At 59.5% G+C, this 17,884-nt stretch carries 16 protein-coding genes; 5 read left to right on the top strand and 11 right to left on the bottom strand.

From position 1 onward, the window contains the following. Nucleotides 1–84: 84 nt before the first annotated feature. The 7 genes from PF1751_RS16260 to PF1751_RS16230 all read right to left on the bottom strand — a co-directional run bounded on the left by PF1751_RS16260 (nucleotide 85) and on the right by PF1751_RS16230 (nucleotide 7,948). Nucleotides 85–507: a GNAT family N-acetyltransferase gene (locus PF1751_RS16260; protein ID WP_010209584.1), complete on the bottom strand. Its 423-nt coding sequence runs from the start codon at nucleotides 505–507 to the stop codon at nucleotides 85–87. Continuing rightward, complete coding sequence (locus tag PF1751_RS16255) at nucleotides 500–1,666, bottom strand: ribosomal protein uL16 3-hydroxylase (RefSeq protein WP_010209588.1); 1,167 nt, start codon at nucleotides 1,664–1,666, stop codon at nucleotides 500–502. Before PF1751_RS16255 ends, PF1751_RS16260 begins: the two co-directional genes overlap by 8 nt. A gap of 83 nt (nucleotides 1,667–1,749) precedes the next feature. Next, nucleotides 1,750–3,120, bottom strand: a complete 1,371-nt coding sequence (gene purB / locus PF1751_RS16250) for an adenylosuccinate lyase (protein WP_010209589.1) — start codon at nucleotides 3,118–3,120, stop codon at nucleotides 1,750–1,752. A 125-nt stretch (nucleotides 3,121–3,245) separates the two neighbouring features. Continuing rightward, nucleotides 3,246–3,869 carry a high frequency lysogenization protein HflD gene (gene hflD, locus PF1751_RS16245; RefSeq protein ID WP_021492762.1) on the bottom strand — a complete coding sequence of 208 codons (624 nt, stop codon included), beginning with the start codon at nucleotides 3,867–3,869 and terminating at the stop codon, nucleotides 3,246–3,248. Continuing rightward, nucleotides 3,866–4,990, bottom strand: coding sequence for a tRNA 2-thiouridine(34) synthase MnmA (mnmA, locus tag PF1751_RS16240; protein ID WP_010209592.1), 1,125 nt, complete (start codon nucleotides 4,988–4,990; stop codon nucleotides 3,866–3,868). The genes hflD and mnmA overlap by 4 nt, the downstream gene beginning before the upstream one ends. A 59-nt stretch (nucleotides 4,991–5,049) precedes the next feature. After that, the gene (locus tag PF1751_RS16235; protein WP_010209593.1) at nucleotides 5,050–5,496 is read right to left on the bottom strand and encodes an NUDIX hydrolase; all 447 of its coding nucleotides are present in this window, start codon (nucleotides 5,494–5,496) and stop codon (nucleotides 5,050–5,052) included. A 226-nt stretch (nucleotides 5,497–5,722) separates the two neighbouring features. Beyond that, nucleotides 5,723–7,948 carry an NADP-dependent isocitrate dehydrogenase gene (locus PF1751_RS16230; RefSeq protein ID WP_044287354.1) on the bottom strand — a complete coding sequence of 742 codons (2,226 nt, stop codon included), beginning with the start codon at nucleotides 7,946–7,948 and terminating at the stop codon, nucleotides 5,723–5,725. A gap of 493 nt (nucleotides 7,949–8,441) precedes the next feature. Between PF1751_RS16230 and icd the strand changes: the two genes are divergently transcribed. Next, nucleotides 8,442–9,698, top strand: coding sequence for an NADP-dependent isocitrate dehydrogenase (gene icd, locus PF1751_RS16225; RefSeq protein ID WP_010209595.1), 1,257 nt, complete (start codon nucleotides 8,442–8,444; stop codon nucleotides 9,696–9,698). Between the two features lie 81 nt (nucleotides 9,699–9,779). Here icd and cspD read toward each other — a convergent pair whose 3' ends face one another. Continuing rightward, nucleotides 9,780–10,058: a cold shock domain-containing protein CspD gene (gene cspD / locus PF1751_RS16220; RefSeq protein WP_029529108.1), complete on the bottom strand. Its 279-nt coding sequence runs from the start codon at nucleotides 10,056–10,058 to the stop codon at nucleotides 9,780–9,782. A 224-nt stretch (nucleotides 10,059–10,282) separates the two neighbouring features. Between cspD and clpS the strand changes: the two genes are divergently transcribed. Then, nucleotides 10,283–10,651 (top strand): ATP-dependent Clp protease adapter ClpS, encoded by a 369-nt coding sequence (clpS, locus tag PF1751_RS16215; protein ID WP_010209597.1) that lies wholly within the window; start codon nucleotides 10,283–10,285, stop codon nucleotides 10,649–10,651. A gap of 29 nt (nucleotides 10,652–10,680) precedes the next feature. After that, nucleotides 10,681–12,951, top strand: a complete 2,271-nt coding sequence (gene clpA, locus PF1751_RS16210) for an ATP-dependent Clp protease ATP-binding subunit ClpA (RefSeq protein ID WP_044287353.1) — start codon at nucleotides 10,681–10,683, stop codon at nucleotides 12,949–12,951. 254 nt (nucleotides 12,952–13,205) lie between these two features. Here the strand turns inward: clpA and infA are convergent, their stop codons facing one another. The 3 genes from infA to aat all read right to left on the bottom strand — a co-directional run bounded on the left by infA (nucleotide 13,206) and on the right by aat (nucleotide 14,968). Beyond that, nucleotides 13,206–13,424, bottom strand: a complete 219-nt coding sequence (infA, locus tag PF1751_RS16205; RefSeq protein ID WP_002553999.1) for a translation initiation factor IF-1 — start codon at nucleotides 13,422–13,424, stop codon at nucleotides 13,206–13,208. 100 nt (nucleotides 13,425–13,524) lie between these two features. Further along, the gene (locus tag PF1751_RS16200) at nucleotides 13,525–14,232 is read right to left on the bottom strand and encodes an arginyltransferase (RefSeq protein WP_010209600.1); all 708 of its coding nucleotides are present in this window, start codon (nucleotides 14,230–14,232) and stop codon (nucleotides 13,525–13,527) included. 55 nt (nucleotides 14,233–14,287) lie between these two features. Further along, a complete protein-coding gene (gene aat, locus PF1751_RS16195; RefSeq protein WP_010209601.1) occupies nucleotides 14,288–14,968 on the bottom strand; it encodes a leucyl/phenylalanyl-tRNA--protein transferase in 681 nt (226 codons plus the stop codon). Nucleotides 14,969–15,214: 246 nt separating this feature from the next. Between aat and PF1751_RS28915 the strand changes: the two genes are divergently transcribed. Both PF1751_RS28915 and PF1751_RS16190 read left to right on the top strand, forming a co-directional pair. Beyond that, a complete protein-coding gene (locus PF1751_RS28915) occupies nucleotides 15,215–15,490 on the top strand; it encodes a hypothetical protein (RefSeq protein WP_137205507.1) in 276 nt (91 codons plus the stop codon). Beyond that, complete coding sequence (locus tag PF1751_RS16190) at nucleotides 15,465–17,873, top strand: DNA translocase FtsK (protein ID WP_010209603.1); 2,409 nt, start codon at nucleotides 15,465–15,467, stop codon at nucleotides 17,871–17,873. The genes PF1751_RS28915 and PF1751_RS16190 overlap by 26 nt, the downstream gene beginning before the upstream one ends. The last annotated feature ends 11 nt before the right edge of the window (nucleotides 17,874–17,884 follow it).

Below are 17,884 nucleotides of genomic sequence, written 5' to 3'. Positions count from 1 at the left end.
CCACATTTTGACCGAGTACATCCTTGAGGATGCGGTCAAGTGTGGCAGGGGGCTTGCCCCCGATGGCAGCGACGCGGTCTCGAATCAGCCCCCGCGCACCATATCGACATGGGGAATCCCGACTTCCAGGAATTCCCCGCTGACGATCTTGAAGCCCAGTCGCTCATAGAACGGCGCCGCATAGACCTGCGCACTCAGGAACTGCTTGGTCTGACCGCGTTGCTCGGCCACGCCGATTACGGCTTCCATCAGCTTGTCGCCGACCTTCAGCCCGCGCCAGTCTTTGAGTACCGAAACGCGCCCGATTTCGCCGCTGGGCAGCAGGCGCGCGGTGCCGATCGGAAAGTCGCCCTCGAATGCGAGAAAATGCACAGCACTCGCATCGTCTGCGTCCCACTCCAGCTCAGGTGGAACCGATTGCTCAGCGATAAATACCGCTTCACGAATGCGCCGAATCTCGGCGATATCCTTTTGCCAGTCCGCGACACTTACGTGAATCTTATTCATCGGCAAATCCCAGGCTTCCTTGCTTGACCAATTCGCACAGCAGGTCGCGACCGTCTTCGTCCGCCAGCCATGGGGCGAGGTTTTCGGCGTGCAGCGCGTCGGCGGCGCAGATCAGCTTGAGCAATTCACGCAGCTTGCCCGGCAGGTAACGGCTCTGGCCGCTGGCGAACAGCAGCACATCATCGTCGACTTCCGACCAGGCCATGCGCGCGCTCGGATTGCGTACCAGGATCGCGCCGTCTTGCAGGCTGTTGACGAAATCCTCTTCGCCCAATTCTTCACCGGCCACCAGTTCAGGATAGCGCGGCTCGGTCATGAACTGGCCAAACCAGGTCAGCAGCATGCGCTCGTCACTCATGTGCTCGGCCAGCAGGCTCTTGAGCCGGTCGAGGGCGTCGCCCTGGATCTGGTGCGGGTCAGTGGCGGGCTGAGCGTCGGCGTCAGTGTAGCGCTCTTCATCCGTCAGGTACTGGCTGAGGAAGTCGGTGAAGTGGGTCAGCACTTCGGCGGCGCTCGGTGCACGGAAACCCACGGAGTAGGTCATGCAGTCGTCTTCGGCAATGCCGAAGTGTGCCAGGCGCGGCGGCAGGTAGAGCATATCGCCCGGTTCCAGCACCCATTCGGCGCTTTCTTCGAATTCGGCGAGGATGCGCAGGTCGGCGTGTTGCAGCAGCGGGCTCTCCGAACTGCACATCTGACCGATCTTCCAGTTGCGCTTGCCCTGGGCTTGCAGCAGGAACACGTCGTAGTTGTCGAAGTGCGGGCCGACGCTGCCACCCGGCGCGGCGAAGCTGATCATCACATCGTCGATGCGCCAGCTTGGCAGGAAGCGGAACTGCTCCAGCAATTCGGCCACTTCCGGCACGAACTGATCGACGGCCTGCACCAGCAGGGTCCACTCGCGCTCGGGCAGGGTGCTGAAGGCGTCTTCGGCGAACGGGCCGCGACGCAATTCCCACGGGCGCTCGCCGTGTTCGATCACCAGGCGCGATTCGACTTCTTCTTCCAGGGCCAGGCCGGCGAGTTCGTCGGCGTCGATCGGGCTTTCGAAGTCAGGGATGGCCTGACGGATCAGCAGCGGCTTTTTCTGCCAGTAGTCGCGCAGGAATTCCCGTGCCGTGATGCCGCCCAGAAGTTGAAGAGGGATATCAGGATTCATGTGTAACCTATTGAAAAAAAGCATTTTTCAGACTGGAATAAAAACGCCCGGCGCGGCCGGGCGTCTCAAAGGTCTAGCGATGATCAGATGCGCTTGGCTTGCTCTACAGCGTTGCCGATGTAGTTGGCCGGGGTGAGCAGTTTCAGCTCGGCCTTGGCCGCGGCTGGCATGTCCAGGCCGTCGATGAAAGTTTGCAGTGCTTCTGGGCTGATGCCCTTGCCGCGCGTCAATTCCTTCAGCTTCTCGTACGGGTTTTCGATGTTGTAGCGGCGCATCACGGTCTGGATCGGCTCGGCCAATACTTCCCAGCACGCGTCCAGGTCAGCGGCAATCTTTTGCTCGTTGAGCTCGAGTTTGCTGATGCCTTTGAGGCTGGCTTCGTACGCGATCACGCTATGGGCAAAACCCACGCCGAGGTTGCGCAGCACGGTGGAGTCGGTCAGGTCGCGCTGCCAGCGGGAAATCGGCAACTTGCTGGCCAGGTGCTGGAACAGGGCATTGGCGATGCCGAGGTTGCCTTCGGAGTTTTCGAAGTCGATCGGGTTGACCTTATGCGGCATGGTCGACGAACCGATTTCACCGGCAATGGTGCGCTGCTTGAAGTAGCCCAGGGAGATGTAGCCCCAGATATCGCGATCGAAATCGATCAGGATGGTGTTGAAGCGCGCAATGGCGTCGAACAGCTCGGCGATGTAGTCGTGCGGTTCGATCTGCGTGGTGTACGGGTTGAAACCCAGGCCCAGCTCGTCTTCGATGAAGGCGCGGGCGTTGGCTTCCCAGTCGATCTCTGGGTAGGCCGACAGGTGGGCGTTGTAGTTGCCTACGGCGCCGTTGATCTTGCCCAGCAGCGGCACGGCCGCGACTTGAGCGATCTGGCGCTCCAGGCGGTACACCACGTTAGCCAGTTCTTTGCCCAGGGTGGTCGGCGACGCCGGCTGGCCGTGAGTGCGCGACAGCATCGGCACGTCGGCGAAACGGATGGCCAGTTCGCGGATGGCGTTGGCGGTTTGGCGCATCAGCGGCAGCATCACGTCATCACGGCCTTCGCGCAGCATCAGGGCGTGGGACAGGTTGTTGATGTCCTCGCTGGTGCAGGCAAAGTGGATGAACTCGCTGACCTGGGCCAATTCCGGCAGCTTCGCCGCTTGCTCTTTGAGCAGGTATTCGATGGCTTTTACGTCGTGGTTGGTGGTGCGCTCGATCTCTTTCACACGCTCGGCGTGCTCCAGGGAGAAGTTTTCCGCCAGGGTGTTGAGCACAGCGTTGGCTTCGGCGGAGAACGCCGGCACTTCGCTGATGGCGGGGTGAGCGGCCAGGCGCTGGAGCCAGCGCACTTCAACCAGGACACGAGCGCGGATCAGGCCGTACTCGCTGAAAATAGGGCGCAGGGCCTGGGTTTTGCCGGCGTAGCGGCCGTCAACAGGGGAAACCGCAGTGAGCGAAGAGAGCTGCATGGGGTGTTCTCGGACAGTCGGGCAACGAAATGGGGCGCGTATCATACATGAAAAAATCCGCCGGTCCGTTGCCAACTGACCGGCGTATTACGCGTAACGGCTTGAAAATGGCTTGCTTATGCGACTTATTCGTTGCGCATCAACGGGTAAAGCTCTTTGAGCAATTTGCGTCGGCTGATCACCAGCTGCCAACGATGACCGCCCAACTGGCGCCACAACCGCGCCGAACGAATACCGGCCAGGAGCAAGGCACGGATTTTCGAGGCGTTGTTCGGTTGCTGCAGGTTGCGCATGTCACCGTGCACCTGGATGCGCTGCCGCAAGGTGCTCAAGGTGTCCTGGTACAGCGCACCGCAGGCTGCGATCACGTTTTCGTGGGCCGGGCCGAAGTGTTCCACCTGGGACTGAATCTGTGGCAGGCGCTTGCCGATGACCTCCAGCATGTCGTCGCGCTTGGCCAGTTGACGCTCAAGACCGAGCATCGACAGAGCGTAGCGCAACGGCTCGCGCTGCAAGGTGCTTGGGTCGCGCTCAAGCGCGCCGATCAGCGCGCGATAGCCTTCACGCAGCGCCAGATCGTCACCGCCGTAGACCTCCAGGGTGTCCTTGGGGTCGCGGATCAGTAGGCTGCCAAGCATGCAGGTGAGGCCGGCTTCAGTGACCTGGCCGGTCTTGGCGATCTTGTCCACCAGCACGGCGGAGAGAAAAACCCCGCCGAGTGCCGTCAATTGCTCCTGGGTCGGGCTCATGCCGGGTTGCTCCAGGCTTCGGCAACTTCTATCACGCCGCCGCCCAGGCAGATTTCGCCGTCGTAGAACACCACGGACTGGCCAGGCGTGACGGCGCGTTGCGGGTCGTCAAAGATGGCGCGGTAACCGGTGGCGGTTTTTTCCAGGGTGCAAGGCTGGTCGCTCTGGCGATAACGCACTTTGGCCGTCAGGCGGCGCGGGGTGCTCAGGTCGATCGGGTTGACCCAGTAGATTTCCGAGGCGAGCAGGGCGCCGGAAAACAGCAGTGGATGCTCGTTGCCCTGGCCGACGATCAGCTCGTTGTGTTCCAGGTCCTTGATCAGCACGTACCACGGCTCTTCACCAGCGTCTTTCAGGCCGCCGATGCCCAGGCCCTGGCGTTGGCCGATGGTGTGGTACATCAGGCCATGGTGGCGGCCGATGACTTCACCCTCGGTGGTCTTGATCTCGCCCGGTTGTGCTGGCAGGTATTGTTTGAGGAAGTCGCTGAAGCGGCGTTCGCCGATAAAGCAGATGCCGGTGGAATCCTTCTTCTTGGCGGTGGCCAGGCCGTGTTTCTCGGCGATCCTGCGCACTTCGGGCTTTTCCAGCTCGCCCACCGGGAACAGGGTCTTGGCGATCTGTTCACCACCGACGGCGTGCAGGAAGTAGCTCTGGTCCTTGTTCGGGTCCAGGCCCTTGAGCAATTCGGTACGACCATCGATGTCGCGTCGGCGCACGTAGTGGCCAGTGGCAATCAGGTCGGCCCCGAGCATCATGGCGTAGTCGAGGAACGCCTTGAACTTGATCTCGCGGTTGCACAGGATGTCCGGGTTCGGCGTGCGGCCGGCCTTGTATTCGGCCAGGAAGTGCTCGAACACGTTGTCCCAGTACTCGGCGGCGAAGTTCGCGGTGTGCAGCTTGATACCGATCTTGTCGCACACGGCCTGGGCGTCTGCCAGGTCGTCCATGGCGGTACAGTATTCCGTTCCATCGTCTTCCTCCCAGTTCTTCATGAACAGGCCTTCCACCTCATATCCCTGCTCCATCAGCAGAACGGCGGAAACGGAAGAGTCCACGCCGCCGGACATGCCGACGATGACGCGCTTCTTTTGTGTGTCAGAAGGGGCTGGATCACGCATAGGATTTCAACGGGTGTCTTGAAAAAGGACGCGATTCTATCAGGCTCAAGCCTTCAAGGCTAAAGAGAAGGGCGGATCAATTCGAGACTGTGGCGATGGCCGGCCAGATAATCATCGATGCAGCGGATGATCAGCTCGCTGCGCCAGTCGTCGCGCAAGGCCATCAGCTCGTCACGGGTCAGCCAGCGAGCACGCAGGATGCCTTCATCGAGTTGATAGTCCGGATGGTGTTTCAAGGCGTTGGCGATGAAACAGACCCGTTGATAAGTCACGCCATTGCTGGGGGCGGTGTACAGGTAGATCCCGACAATACCGGTGGCTTCGACGTCCCAGCCGGTTTCTTCGAGGGTTTCGCGCACGGCGGCCTCGGTCAGGGTTTCATGCGGGTCCAGGTGGCCCGCCGGCTGGTTGAGCACGGCGCGGCCACCCTTGAGTTCTTCGACCATCAAGAAGCGGCCGTTGTCTTCGACGATGGTGGCGACGGTGATGTGGGGTTGCCAGGTCATTCAAAACCTCGATTCGAGATGCGACGGTCTTTGGGCAGGATTGCAGTCAGTGTGGGAGCGGGCTTGCTCGCGAATGCGGTGTGCCAGTCGCCCGATGCATATCTGACCCATTGCATTCGCGAGCAAGCCCGCTCCCACACTTTGATCCGGTTTGTTCAGCAGAACTGCAGTGTCCTGAAACAGAAACCCCGGCACAGGGCCGGGGCTTCTTTGCATCCTTACAACCTTACTTCAACTTGGCAATGGCCGCGTTGAGGGTGGTGCTTGGGCGCATGGCCTTGCTGGTCAGCTCCGGGTTCGGCGCGTAGTAGCCGCCGATGTCCACTGGCTTGCCCTGTACGGCGTTCAGCTCGGCAACGATAGTCGCCTCGTTTTCGCTCAGGGTTTTAGCCAGTTCGCCAAACTGCGCTTGCAGCGCAGTGTCTTCGGTCTGGGCAGCCAGGGCTTGAGCCCAGTACAGCGCCAGGTAGAAGTGGCTGCCGCGATTGTCGATATTGCCGACTTTGCGCGATGGCGACTTGTTGTTGTCGAGGAACTGGCCGGTGGCCTGGTCCAGGGTCTTGGACAGTACCAGGGCTTTCGGGTTGTTGTACGTCACACCCAAATGCTCAAGGGAAGCGGCCAGGGCCAGGAACTCGCCCAGGGAGTCCCAGCGCAGGAAGTTCTCTTCCACCAGTTGCTGCACGTGCTTCGGTGCCGAACCGCCGGCGCCGGTTTCGAACAGGCCGCCGCCGTTCATCAGCGGCACGATGGACAGCATCTTGGCGCTGGTGCCCAGCTCCATGATCGGGAACAGGTCGGTCAGGTAGTCACGCAGTACGTTGCCGGTTACCGAGATGGTGTCCAGGCCCTTGCGGGTGCGCTCCAGGGTGAACTTCATCGCGTCGACGGGCGACATGATGCGGATGTCCAGGCCTTCGGTGTTGTAGTCTTTCAGGTAAGCCTGAACTTTCTCGACCACGACGCCGTCGTGAGCACGCTGTGGGTCCAGCCAGAAAATCGCTGGGGTGTTGCTGGCGCGGGCGCGGTTGACGGCCAGTTTGACCCAATCCTGGATCGGCGCGTCTTTGGTCTGGCACATGCGGAAGATGTCGCCGGCTTCGACTTTCTGTTCCATCAGCAGGCTGCCCTTGCTGTCGGTGACGCGGACTACGCCGTCAGCCTTGATCTGGAAGGTCTTGTCGTGGGAGCCGTACTCTTCGGCTTTCTTCGCCATCAGGCCAACGTTTGGCACGCTGCCCATGGTGGTTGGGTCGAAAGCGCCATTGGCCTTGCAGTCTTCGATGACCGCCTGGTAGATGGTGGCGTAGCAGCGATCCGGGATCACAGCCTTGGTGTCGTGCAGCTGGCCATCGGTGCCCCACATCTTGCCGGAGTCACGGATCATGGCCGGCATCGAGGCGTCGACGATCACGTCGCTCGGCACGTGCAGGTTGGTGATGCCTTTGTCGGAGTTGACCATCGCCAGGGAAGGGCGGGCGGCATAAACAGCCTGGATGTCCGCTTCGATCTGCGCTTGCTGCTCGGCCGGCAGGGCCTTGATGCGAGCGTACAGGTCGCCGATGCCGTTGTTCAGGTTGAAGCCGATCTGCTCCAGCACGGTAGCGTGCTTGGTCAGGGCGTCTTTATAGAACTCGGCAACGATCTGGCCGAACATGATCGGGTCGGAGACCTTCATCATGGTGGCTTTCAGGTGAACCGACAGCAGCACGCCTTGTTTCTTGGCGTCTTCGATTTCAGCGGCGATGAACGCGCGCAGGGCTTTCTTGCTCAGTACGGCGGTGTCGATGATCTCGCCGGCCTGTACCGAAGTCTTTTCCTTCAGGACGGTGGCGGTGCCGTCTTGGGCGATCAGCTCGATTTTGACAGCGTCAGCGGCTTCGATCTGTACGGCTTTTTCGCTGCCGTAGAAATCGCCACTGTTCATGTGGGCAATGTGCGACTTGGAGTCGGCAGCCCAGGCGCCCATCTTGTGCGGGTGCTTGCGCGCGTAGTTCTTGACCGACAGCGGTGCGCGGCGGTCGGAGTTGCCTTCGCGCAGTACCGGGTTCACGGCGCTGCCCTTGACCTTGTCGTAACGTGCACGGGTTTCTTTTTCCGCGTCGGTGGTTACGGTTTCCGGGTAGTCCGGCAGGGCATAGCCCTGGGCCTGCAGTTCCTTGATCGCGGCTTGCAGCTGCGGGGTCGAGGCGCTGATGTTAGGCAGCTTGATGATGTTGGCTTCAGGCGTAACGGCCAGGTCGCCCAGTTCGGCGAGGTGGTCCGGGATAGCCTTGGCGCCCAGTTGCTCGGGGAAGCTTGCGAGGATGCGCGCGGCGAGGGAGATGTCGCGGGTTTCCACGGCAATATCAGCGGAAGCGGTGAAGGCCTCTACGATAGGCAGCAGTGAATAGGTGGCGAGGGCCGGGGCTTCGTCGGTGAAGGTGTAGATGATCTTCGAGCGGGTGGGCATATTCGGATTAACTCTCTTCTTTGCTGAAAGCGTGCGCAGAAACTCGAGATGCGCCGGGTGGAGCGCGTTCGTTCAAAGTCATCCATGAGCGAAATGTCGAGGTTTCTTCGCGGTGATGTTGGGTTGCATCAGTCGAGCGTCAAGCGTTTGGACTATTGTAATAGTCCTGCTTTCTGGCTGAAGGCTACTGTCTAGAGCGGTCAGCCGTCGTGACTCTTTGGTCAGCGGCGGCATTATACATAGGTCGCTATGCTTACGCTGAGCCTTCATACAAAAGGTGTGTCGTCCATTGGTCTAAAGGTCGCAGGGCAGAAGTTGCTACCAAAGTCGCACGTTGTGCTCAAGATTGGCGATTTTGCCTTTTCTTTCAGGCTTGTAGGCGACAAATTATGCTGTTTTCGATGCAAATGAGCATGGCGTGAGGTTTCAGTCGCCATTTATCTGGAGTAGGCTCGAACGCAGCCAGATGTTCAATCCATAGATGGAGTTCAGCATGGGATACAAGAAGATTCAGGTTCCGGCAGTCGGCGACAAAATCACCGTCAACGCAGACCATTCTCTCAATGTTCCTGACCAACCGATCATCCCTTACATCGAAGGTGACGGTATCGGCGTCGACATCAGCCCGGTGATGATCAAGGTGGTCGACGCAGCTGTTGAAAAGGCTTACGGCGGCAAGCGCAAGATCTCATGGATGGAGGTGTATGCCGGTGAGAAGGCGACTCAAGTCTACGACCAGGACACCTGGCTGCCCCAGGAAACCCTGGATGCGGTCAAGGACTATGTGGTTTCCATCAAGGGGCCGCTGACCACCCCCGTCGGTGGCGGCATCCGTTCGCTGAACGTGGCCCTGCGCCAACAGCTCGACCTGTATGTGTGCCTGCGCCCGGTGCGCTGGTTCGAAGGCGTGCCTAGCCCGGTCAAGAAGCCTGGCGATGTGGACATGACCATCTTCCGCGAAAACTCCGAAGACATTTACGCCGGGATCGAATGGAAGGCCGGTTCGGCCGAAGCGATCAAGGTGATCAAGTTCCTCAAGGAAGAAATGGGTGTCACCAAAATCCGTTTCGACCAGGATTGCGGGATTGGTATCAAGCCGGTATCGCTGGAAGGCACCAAGCGCCTGGCACGCAAGGCCCTGCAATACGTAGTGGATAACGATCGCGACTCCCTGACCATCGTGCACAAAGGCAACATTATGAAGTTCACCGAAGGGGCCTTCAAGGAATGGGCCTACGAAGTGGCGGCTGAAGAGTTTGGCGCGACCCTGCTGGATGGCGGTCCGTGGATGCAGTTCAAGAACCCGAAGACCGGCAAGAACGTGGTGGTCAAGGATGCGATTGCTGACGCCATGCTTCAGCAGATCCTGCTACGTCCGGCCGAGTATGACGTGATCGCGACCCTCAACCTGAACGGCGACTACCTGTCCGATGCCTTGGCGGCGGAGGTGGGTGGTATCGGTATTGCGCCGGGTGCGAACCTGTCGGACACCGTGGCGATGTTCGAAGCGACCCACGGTACTGCGCCTAAATATGCGGGCAAGGACCAGGTCAATCCGGGCTCCCTGATTTTGTCGGCTGAGATGATGCTGCGTCACATGGGCTGGACCGAGGCTGCGGATCTGATCATCAAGGGCACCAATGGTGCGATTTCTGCCAAGACGGTAACTTATGACTTCGAGCGCCTTATGGACGGCGCGAAGCTGGTGTCGTCGTCCGGCTTTGGTGATGCGTTGATTTCGCATATGTAATCACGCAGGCATAAAAAACGGCCATCTCAAGTTGATTGGGGTGGCCGTTTTTTTATAACGCGCTGGACGCTCGGCGGCTGATCAGGCCGTTTGTTTCTTTTCTACGCCGCTCGCACGTACTGCCGGGCTCGCATCGGCTTCTGCTTTCACCGTATCGATATTCGCGGCGTGCAGCCCCTTGGGGCCTTGAATGATATCAAAGGTGACCGGTTGTCCCGCTTTCAGCGTTTTGTAACCATCCATGATAATCGCTGAGTAATGCGCAAAAAGGTCCTCGCTTTTTCCTTCTTCGTTAACAAAACCATATCCCTTGGCATTGTTGAACCACTTGACCTTGCCTTTGATCTTGACGCCAGACATACCCATATCCCTCTGCACCAGACTCCATCACTGGAGTATCATCCAGTTTATCCGTCCTAACCCGAATAAATAAGGTTGACTGCGCGGACCTTTTTTACCCACTGTGGGTTCTATTGGTTGTAACACCGTTTCGCCGATAGTCAAGGCGACCAGTCGGTCAGAGTTGAAATTCTGACAGGTCGCCCCCACCACTGTATTTGAACCACTGACGAACCTTTCTTTCCATGCATGCAAACAGCCAGATTCGACTAACATTCAATCAGGATCGACCGGATCAGGAACCTGATGACGACGGTTCTGCAGGCATTGCTGTTCAGGAGGCCAAGCCTGCCTTACAGGCGCCGCCGATGTACAAGGTGGTTTTGTTCAACGATGACTACACACCGATGGATTTCGTGGTCGAAGTGCTCGAGGTGTTTTTTAACCTGAACCGCGAGTTGGCGACCAAGGTAATGCTGGCCGTTCACACAGAAGGACGGGCAGTATGTGGAGTGTTTACCCGCGACATCGCCGAGACAAAGGCCATGCAGGTCAACCAGTACGCCAGGGAAAGCCAGCATCCGCTACTCTGTGAAATCGAGAAGGACGGTTAACGCCGACCACTTGGGTATGAGGTGAAGCTATGTTAAACCGCGAGCTCGAAGTCACCCTCAATCTTGCCTTCAAGGAGGCTCGTTCGAAGCGTCATGAATTCATGACCGTCGAGCACCTGCTGCTGGCACTTTTGGATAACGAAGCTGCCGCTACCGTTCTACGTGCGTGCGGCGCCAACCTCGACAAACTCAAGCATGACCTGCAGGAGTTTATCGACTCCACGACGCCACTTATTCCAGTCCACGATGAAGACCGTGAAACCCAGCCAACCCTGGGCTTCCAGCGGGTGCTTCAGCGTGCCGTGTTCCATGTTCAGAGCTCCGGTAAGCGTGAAGTCACAGGCGCCAATGTGCTGGTGGCGATTTTCAGCGAGCAGGAAAGCCAGGCAGTGTTCCTGCTGAAACAGCAGAGCGTTGCCCGTATCGATGTCGTCAACTACATCGCCCACGGTATCTCCAAGGTGCCCGGGCACGGCGATCATTCCGAGGGTGAGCAGGATATGCAGGACGACGAGGGCGGTGAGTCTTCTTCTTCGGGCAATCCACTGGATGCCTATGCCAGCAACCTCAACGAACTGGCGCGCCAGGGGCGGATCGATCCGCTGGTGGGGCGAGAGCTTGAGGTCGAGCGTGTAGCGCAGATCCTTGCGCGTCGTCGCAAGAACAACCCGTTGCTGGTGGGTGAGGCAGGCGTGGGCAAGACCGCGATTGCCGAAGGCCTGGCCAAGCGCATCGTCGATAACCAGGTGCCGGACCTGCTGGCCAACAGCGTCGTCTACTCCTTGGACCTGGGCGCGTTGCTCGCGGGGACCAAGTACCGTGGTGATTTCGAGAAGCGCTTCAAGGCGCTGCTCGGCGAGCTGAAAAAACGTCCGCAGGCGATCCTGTTCATCGACGAAATCCACACCATCATTGGGGCCGGCGCGGCGTCCGGTGGCGTGATGGATGCTTCCAACCTGCTCAAACCGCTGCTGTCTTCGGGTGATATCCGTTGCATCGGTTCGACCACGTTCCAGGAATTCCGCGGCATCTTCGAGAAAGACCGTGCCCTGGCGCGTCGCTTCCAGAAAGTCGACGTTTCCGAGCCTTCGGTTGAAGACACCATCGGTATCCTGCGGGGGCTCAAAGGGCGTTTCGAAGCGCACCATGGCATCGAGTACACCGATGAAGCACTGCGCTCCGCCGCCGAGCTGGCGTCGCGCTACATCAATGACCGTCACATGCCGGACAAGGCCATCGATGTGATCGATGAGGCAGGGGCTTACCAGCGCCTGCAGCCGGTCGAGAAGCGTGTGAAGCGCATCGACGTGCCTCAGGTCGAGGACATTGTCGCGAAGATCGCGCGGATTCCGCCAAAACACGTCAACAGTTCCGATAAGGAGTTGCTGCGTAACCTGGAGCGCGACCTCAAGCTCACCGTGTTCGGCCAGGATGCGGCCATCGATGCGTTGTCCACCGCGATCAAGCTGTCCCGTGCGGGCCTCAAGTCGCCGGACAAGCCTGTCGGTTCGTTCCTGTTCGCAGGCCCGACCGGCGTCGGCAAGACCGAAGCGGCGCGGCAGCTGGCCAAGGCCATGGGCATTGAACTGGTGCGTTTCGACATGTCCGAGTACATGGAGCGTCACACCGTGTCGCGCCTGATCGGTGCGCCTCCGGGCTATGTCGGCTTCGATCAGGGCGGTCTGCTGACCGAAGCGATCACCAAGCAACCGCATTGCGTGCTGCTGCTCGATGAAATCGAGAAGGCCCACCCGGAAGTCTTCAACCTGCTGCTGCAGGTAATGGATCACGGAACCCTGACCGACAACAACGGACGCAAGGCGGACTTCCGCAATGTGATCGTGATCATGACCACCAACGCCGGTGCCGAAACGGCTGCGCGGGCTTCGATCGGCTTCAGCCATCAGGATCACTCTTCCGATGCGATGGAAGTGATCAAGAAGAGCTTCACGCCGGAATTCCGCAACCGTCTGGACACCATTATCCAGTTTGGTCGCCTCAGTCATGAGGTCATCAAGAGCGTGGTGGACAAGTTCCTTACCGAACTTCAGGCGCAGTTGGAAGACAAGCGCGTGCAGTTGGAGGTTACGGACGCGGCGCGCAGTTGGCTGGCGCAAGGTGGTTACGATGCGGCAATGGGCGCACGCCCAATGGCGCGTCTGATCCAGGACAAGATCAAGCGGCCATTGGCCGAAGAAATCCTGTTCGGCGAGCTTTCCGATCATGGCGGCGTGGTGCATATCGACCTGAAGGATGGCGAGCTGGCCTTCGAGTTCGAGACCACGGCTGAAATGGCCTGATAGCGGTTGCAACAAAGCAAAAAGGCGCCGAAAGGCGCCTTTTTGCTATCTCTGATTGTGCAGCGCGGTCTTCAGGTCAATAAAGATCAAATGTGGGAGCTGGCTTGCCTGCGATAGCGGTGGATCAGGAAAGGGTTCCTTGGCTGACACACCGCTATTGCAGGCAGGCCAGCTCCCACAGGGTTGACCAGTATCTGCCAAATCGCACACACACAAAAACGCCCGGCATAACCGGGCGTCTTGTATTGACTTGCTTAGCGAGCGCGGTAAGTGATGCGCCCTTTACTCAAGTCATAGGGCGTCAGCTCGACGCGCACTTTGTCACCGGTAAGAATACGAATGTAGTTCTTGCGCATCTTGCCGGAGATATGCGCGGTTACGACGTGCCCATTTTCCAACTCCACACGAAACATGGTGTTGGGCAGGGTGTCGACGACAGTGCCTTCCATTTCGAAGCTGTCTTCTTTCGACATGCAGTAAAGCCCTCGGTATCCAGTGAATGGCCCGGTGCAACTGCGCCAGGCAAAAGCGGCGTGCATTGTGCCCGAAAAAGGGTGTTTAAGCCAAGGGGTTCTAGTTAAGCACGACCCATCTTTGATTAATTAGCAGTTCTATGGGCCGATATTGGGTCTTGTAGTTCATCTTTTTGCAGTTCTTGATCCAGTAGCCGAGGTACACAGCTTCCAGTTCCAGGCGCAAGGCTTCGCCAATTTGCCACAGGATCGCAAAGCGTCCCAGGCTACGGCGCTCTTCGCCGGGCTCGTAAAAGGTGTAGACCGCCGACAGGCCGTTAGGCAGTAAATCGGTCACGGCCACCGCCAGCAACCGGCCGTCGGCGCGAAACTCATAGAAGCGCGAGAACGGCAGGTCGCGTACCAGGAACGTGGAGAACTGGTCGCGACTGGGCGGAAACATATCGCCATCGGCATGGCGCTCTTCGATGTAGCGCTGGTACAGGTCGAAGTACTCTTCGGTGAACCGTGGCTTGGTTGGCATCACCGTTAGGTCGGCATTGCGCTTGAGGATGCGTTTCTGGTTGCGGTCCGGCAGAAACTGCGCCACGGGAATACGTGCCGGGACGCAGGCATTACAGTTCTGGCAATGAGGCCGGTACAGATGATCGCCGCTGCGCCGAAAGCCCATCTCCGACAGGTCGGCATACACATGCACGTCCATAGGCTGGCTGGGGTCGAGGAACAGTGTGGTGGCCTGCTCGTCGGGCAGATAGCTGCAAGAGTGGGGTTGAGTGGCATAAAACTTCAAACGCGCCAACTCGGTCATGATCAACCCTCGGATAAGCTTTGAAATAAGTGTAAGCCAGGAGCGCGGAAGTCGCCTAGGAAACCCACGGTCCAGCGTTGGGCTGGTCCAGATGGTCGCGCAGGAAACCTGCGAAGTCGCTGCGGGATATGGCGCGGGCACCCAGGCTATGGAGGTGATCGTTGGGCATTTGGCAGTCGATCAGTACAAAGCCCCAGGCCTGCAGTTGTCGGGTGAGTGTGGCAAAGCCAACTTTCGAGGCATTGTCGGCGCGGCTGAACATGGACTCGCCAAAAAACAGCTGGCCCATCGCCAGGCCATACAGCCCGCCCACCAGCGTGCCGTTGTCCCAAACCTCCACCGAATGGGCGTAGCCGCGCTGGTGGAGCGTCAGGTAAGCGCTCTGGATACTTTCGGTGATCCAGGTGCCGTCGGCATAAGCACGCGGTGCCGCGCAGGCCTGAATGACCGCCGCGAAATCCTGATCGAAGGTCACGGTGTAGCGCTGCTGGCGCAACAGTTTGCCCAGGCTTCGGGAGACATGCAGCTCGTCGGGGAATATGACGGTGCGCGGGTCGGGCGACCACCAGAGGATCGGCTGGCCCTCCGAAAACCACGGGAAGCAACCGTGGCGGTAGGCTTGTACCAGGCGCTCGGCCGACAGGTCGCCGCCGGCAGCCAGCAGACCATTGGGTTCGCGCATCGCCTTGGCGAGTGGAGGGAATGTCAGTGAATCGCGTTGTAACCAGGTCAGCATGGCATCCAGGCTTACGGAAGGGGAGGGGAGTGGCAGGTATGGCACCTGCTTGCGCAGTGCTGATTATTGTCGACATGGGGCCATCGGGCCAGCCCGAATCGGCCATTGGCGTGGATTAGCGTGAGCAGGTGTTTCTGCAACTCTGTGTCGGGGACGTGGTCGTAATCGGGTCTGTGCGATGCAGGCCATTTGCCAAGCTTGCCTTGATTGATAAAAACAGCGCATAAGCCTTTGTCAGCAAAGGCAATGCATGCTCAAATTGAACATGTTGTGACAAAAATTTGGCTAGGCTGCCGAGTGAAGGGCAAGGGCGTGGCATCGCCGGCACAAACCCGTACAATGCGGGCATTGTGGCGCTTTCGTCATTTCATCCAGCAAGCGCCCAATGTTAAAAGTAGATTCAACGACGCACGTTCATTTTTCAGCTGCTCGGATTGGGCAGTATTTGCAGTCATTCAACAGATGGACGCGCTAAAGGCGCAGGAAAAGACCCGTTTTGAAGAAATCCGCCGCAACACCTAAAGCAGCAGTCGTGCCGGCCTGGCGCCAGCACCTGCACTATCGCCTCAAGGAAGGTGCGCTGATCGCTATCGGCGCCCTGTGCCTGTTCCTGATGATGGCCTTGCTCACTTACGGCAAGGACGATCCGGGCTGGAGCCACAACAGCAAGATCGAAGACGTGCAGAACTTCGGTGGGCCTGCCGGTTCCTACAGCGCCGATATCCTGTTCATGGTGCTGGGCTACTTCGCCTATATCTTCCCGTTGCTGCTGGCGATCAAGACCTGGCAGATCTTCCGCCAGCGCCACGAGCCGTGGCAGTGGAGCGGCTGGCTGTTTTCCTGGCGCTTGATCGGCCTGGTGTTCCTGGTGCTGTCCGGCGCGGCGCTGGCGCATATCCATTTTCATGCACCGACCGGCCTGCCGGCGGGCGCGGGCGGGGCGCTGGGCGAAAGCCTCGGCGACCTGGCGCGCAAGACCCTGAATATCCAGGGCAGCACCCTGATGTTTATCGCCTTGTTCCTGTTCGGCCTCACCGTGTTCACCGACCTGTCGTGGTTCAAGGTGATGGACGTGACCGGCAAGATCACCCTCGACCTGCTGGAACTGTTCCAGGGCGCTGCCAACCGCTGGTGGGCGGCCCGTGTCGATCGCAAGCGCATGGTCGCCCAGTTGCGCGAGGTGGACACCCGCGTCAACGAGGTCGTGGCCCCGAGCACGCCGGATCGGCGCGAGCAGGCCAAGGTCAAGGAGCGCCTGATAGAGCGCGAGCAGGCCCTGAGCAAACACATGTCGGACCGCGAGAAGCAGGTACCGCCGGTGATCGCGCCGGCTCCGCCCAAGGCTCCCGAGCCGAGCCACCGCGTGCAGAAAGAGAAACAGGCGCCGCTGTTCATCGACAGTGCCGTCGAAGGTACTTTGCCGCCGATCTCGATCCTCGACCCGGCCGAAAAGAAACAACTCAACTATTCACCGGAATCCCTGGCGGCCGTCGGTCACCTGTTGGAAATCAAGCTCAAGGAATTCGGCGTCGAAGTGTCGGTGGACTCGATCCACCCCGGCCCGGTGATCACCCGTTACGAAATCCAGCCGGCCGCCGGTGTGAAGGTCAGCCGCATCTCCAACCTGGCCAAGGACCTGGCCCGTTCCCTGGCCGTGACCAGCGTGCGCGTAGTGGAAGTCATCCCCGGTAAGACCACCGTGGGTATCGAGATTCCCAACGAAGATCGTCAGATCGTGCGCTTCTCCGAAGTGCTGTCGACGCCTGAATATGACAACTTCAAGTCGCCGGTGACCCTGGCCCTGGGCCACGACATCGGCGGCAAGCCGGTGATCACCGACCTGGCGAAGATGCCTCACCTGCTGGTGGCCGGTACTACCGGTTCCGGTAAGTCGGTGGGTGTGAACGCGATGATCCTGTCGATCCTGTTCAAGTCCGGCCCGGAAGACGCCAAGCTGATCATGATCGACCCGAAGATGTTGGAGCTGTCGATCTACGAAGGGATCCCGCACCTGCTGTGCCCAGTGGTCACCGACATGAAGGACGCCGCCAACGCCCTGCGCTGGAGCGTGGCCGAGATGGAGCGCCGCTACAAGCTGATGGCGAAGATGGGCGTGCGTAACCTGTCGGGCTTCAACGCCAAGATCAAGGAAGCCCACGACCGCGGCGAGACCATTGATGACCCGTTGTACAAGCGCGAAAGCATTCATGACGAAGCGCCGAAACTGACCAAGCTGCCGACTATCGTGGTGGTGGTCGACGAATTCGCCGACATGATGATGATCGTCGGCAAGAAGGTCGAAGAACTGATCGCACGTATCGCCCAGAAGGCCCGTGCGGCCGGTATCCACTTGATTCTCGCGACCCAGCGTCCGTCGGTGGACGTGATCACGGGTTTGATCAAGGCCAACATTCCCACGCGTATGGCGTTCCAGGTGTCGAGCAAGATCGACTCACGGACCATCATCGATCAGGGCGGCGCCGAACAATTGCTGGGCCACGGTGACATGCTCTACATGCCGCCGGGCACCAGCCTGCCGATCCGGGTCCACGGCGCCTTTGTTTCCGATGACGAAGTGCACCGCGTGGTGGAGGCCTGGAAGCTGCGCGGCGCACCCGAGTACAACGACGACATCCTCAACGGCGTCGAAGAAGCCGGCAGCGGTTTTGAAAACGGCGGCGGCGGTGGTGACGACGATGCTGAAACCGACGCGCTATACGACGAGGCCGTGGCCTTTGTGCTGGAGAGTCGTCGCGCCTCGATTTCTGCGGTGCAGCGGAAACTGAAAATCGGCTACAACCGCGCCGCCCGCATGATCGAAGCCATGGAGATGGCGGGTGTCGTCACCGCAATGAACACCAACGGTTCGCGTGAAGTGATCGCCCCCGGGCAGATGCGCGACTGATCCCGCACCGC

It is taken from the genome of Pseudomonas simiae, assembly GCF_000934565.1.
GTDB classification, from domain to species: Bacteria; Pseudomonadota; Gammaproteobacteria; order Pseudomonadales; family Pseudomonadaceae; genus Aquipseudomonas; species Aquipseudomonas simiae.
This window is presented reverse-complemented; position numbering and strand designations above follow the sequence as displayed.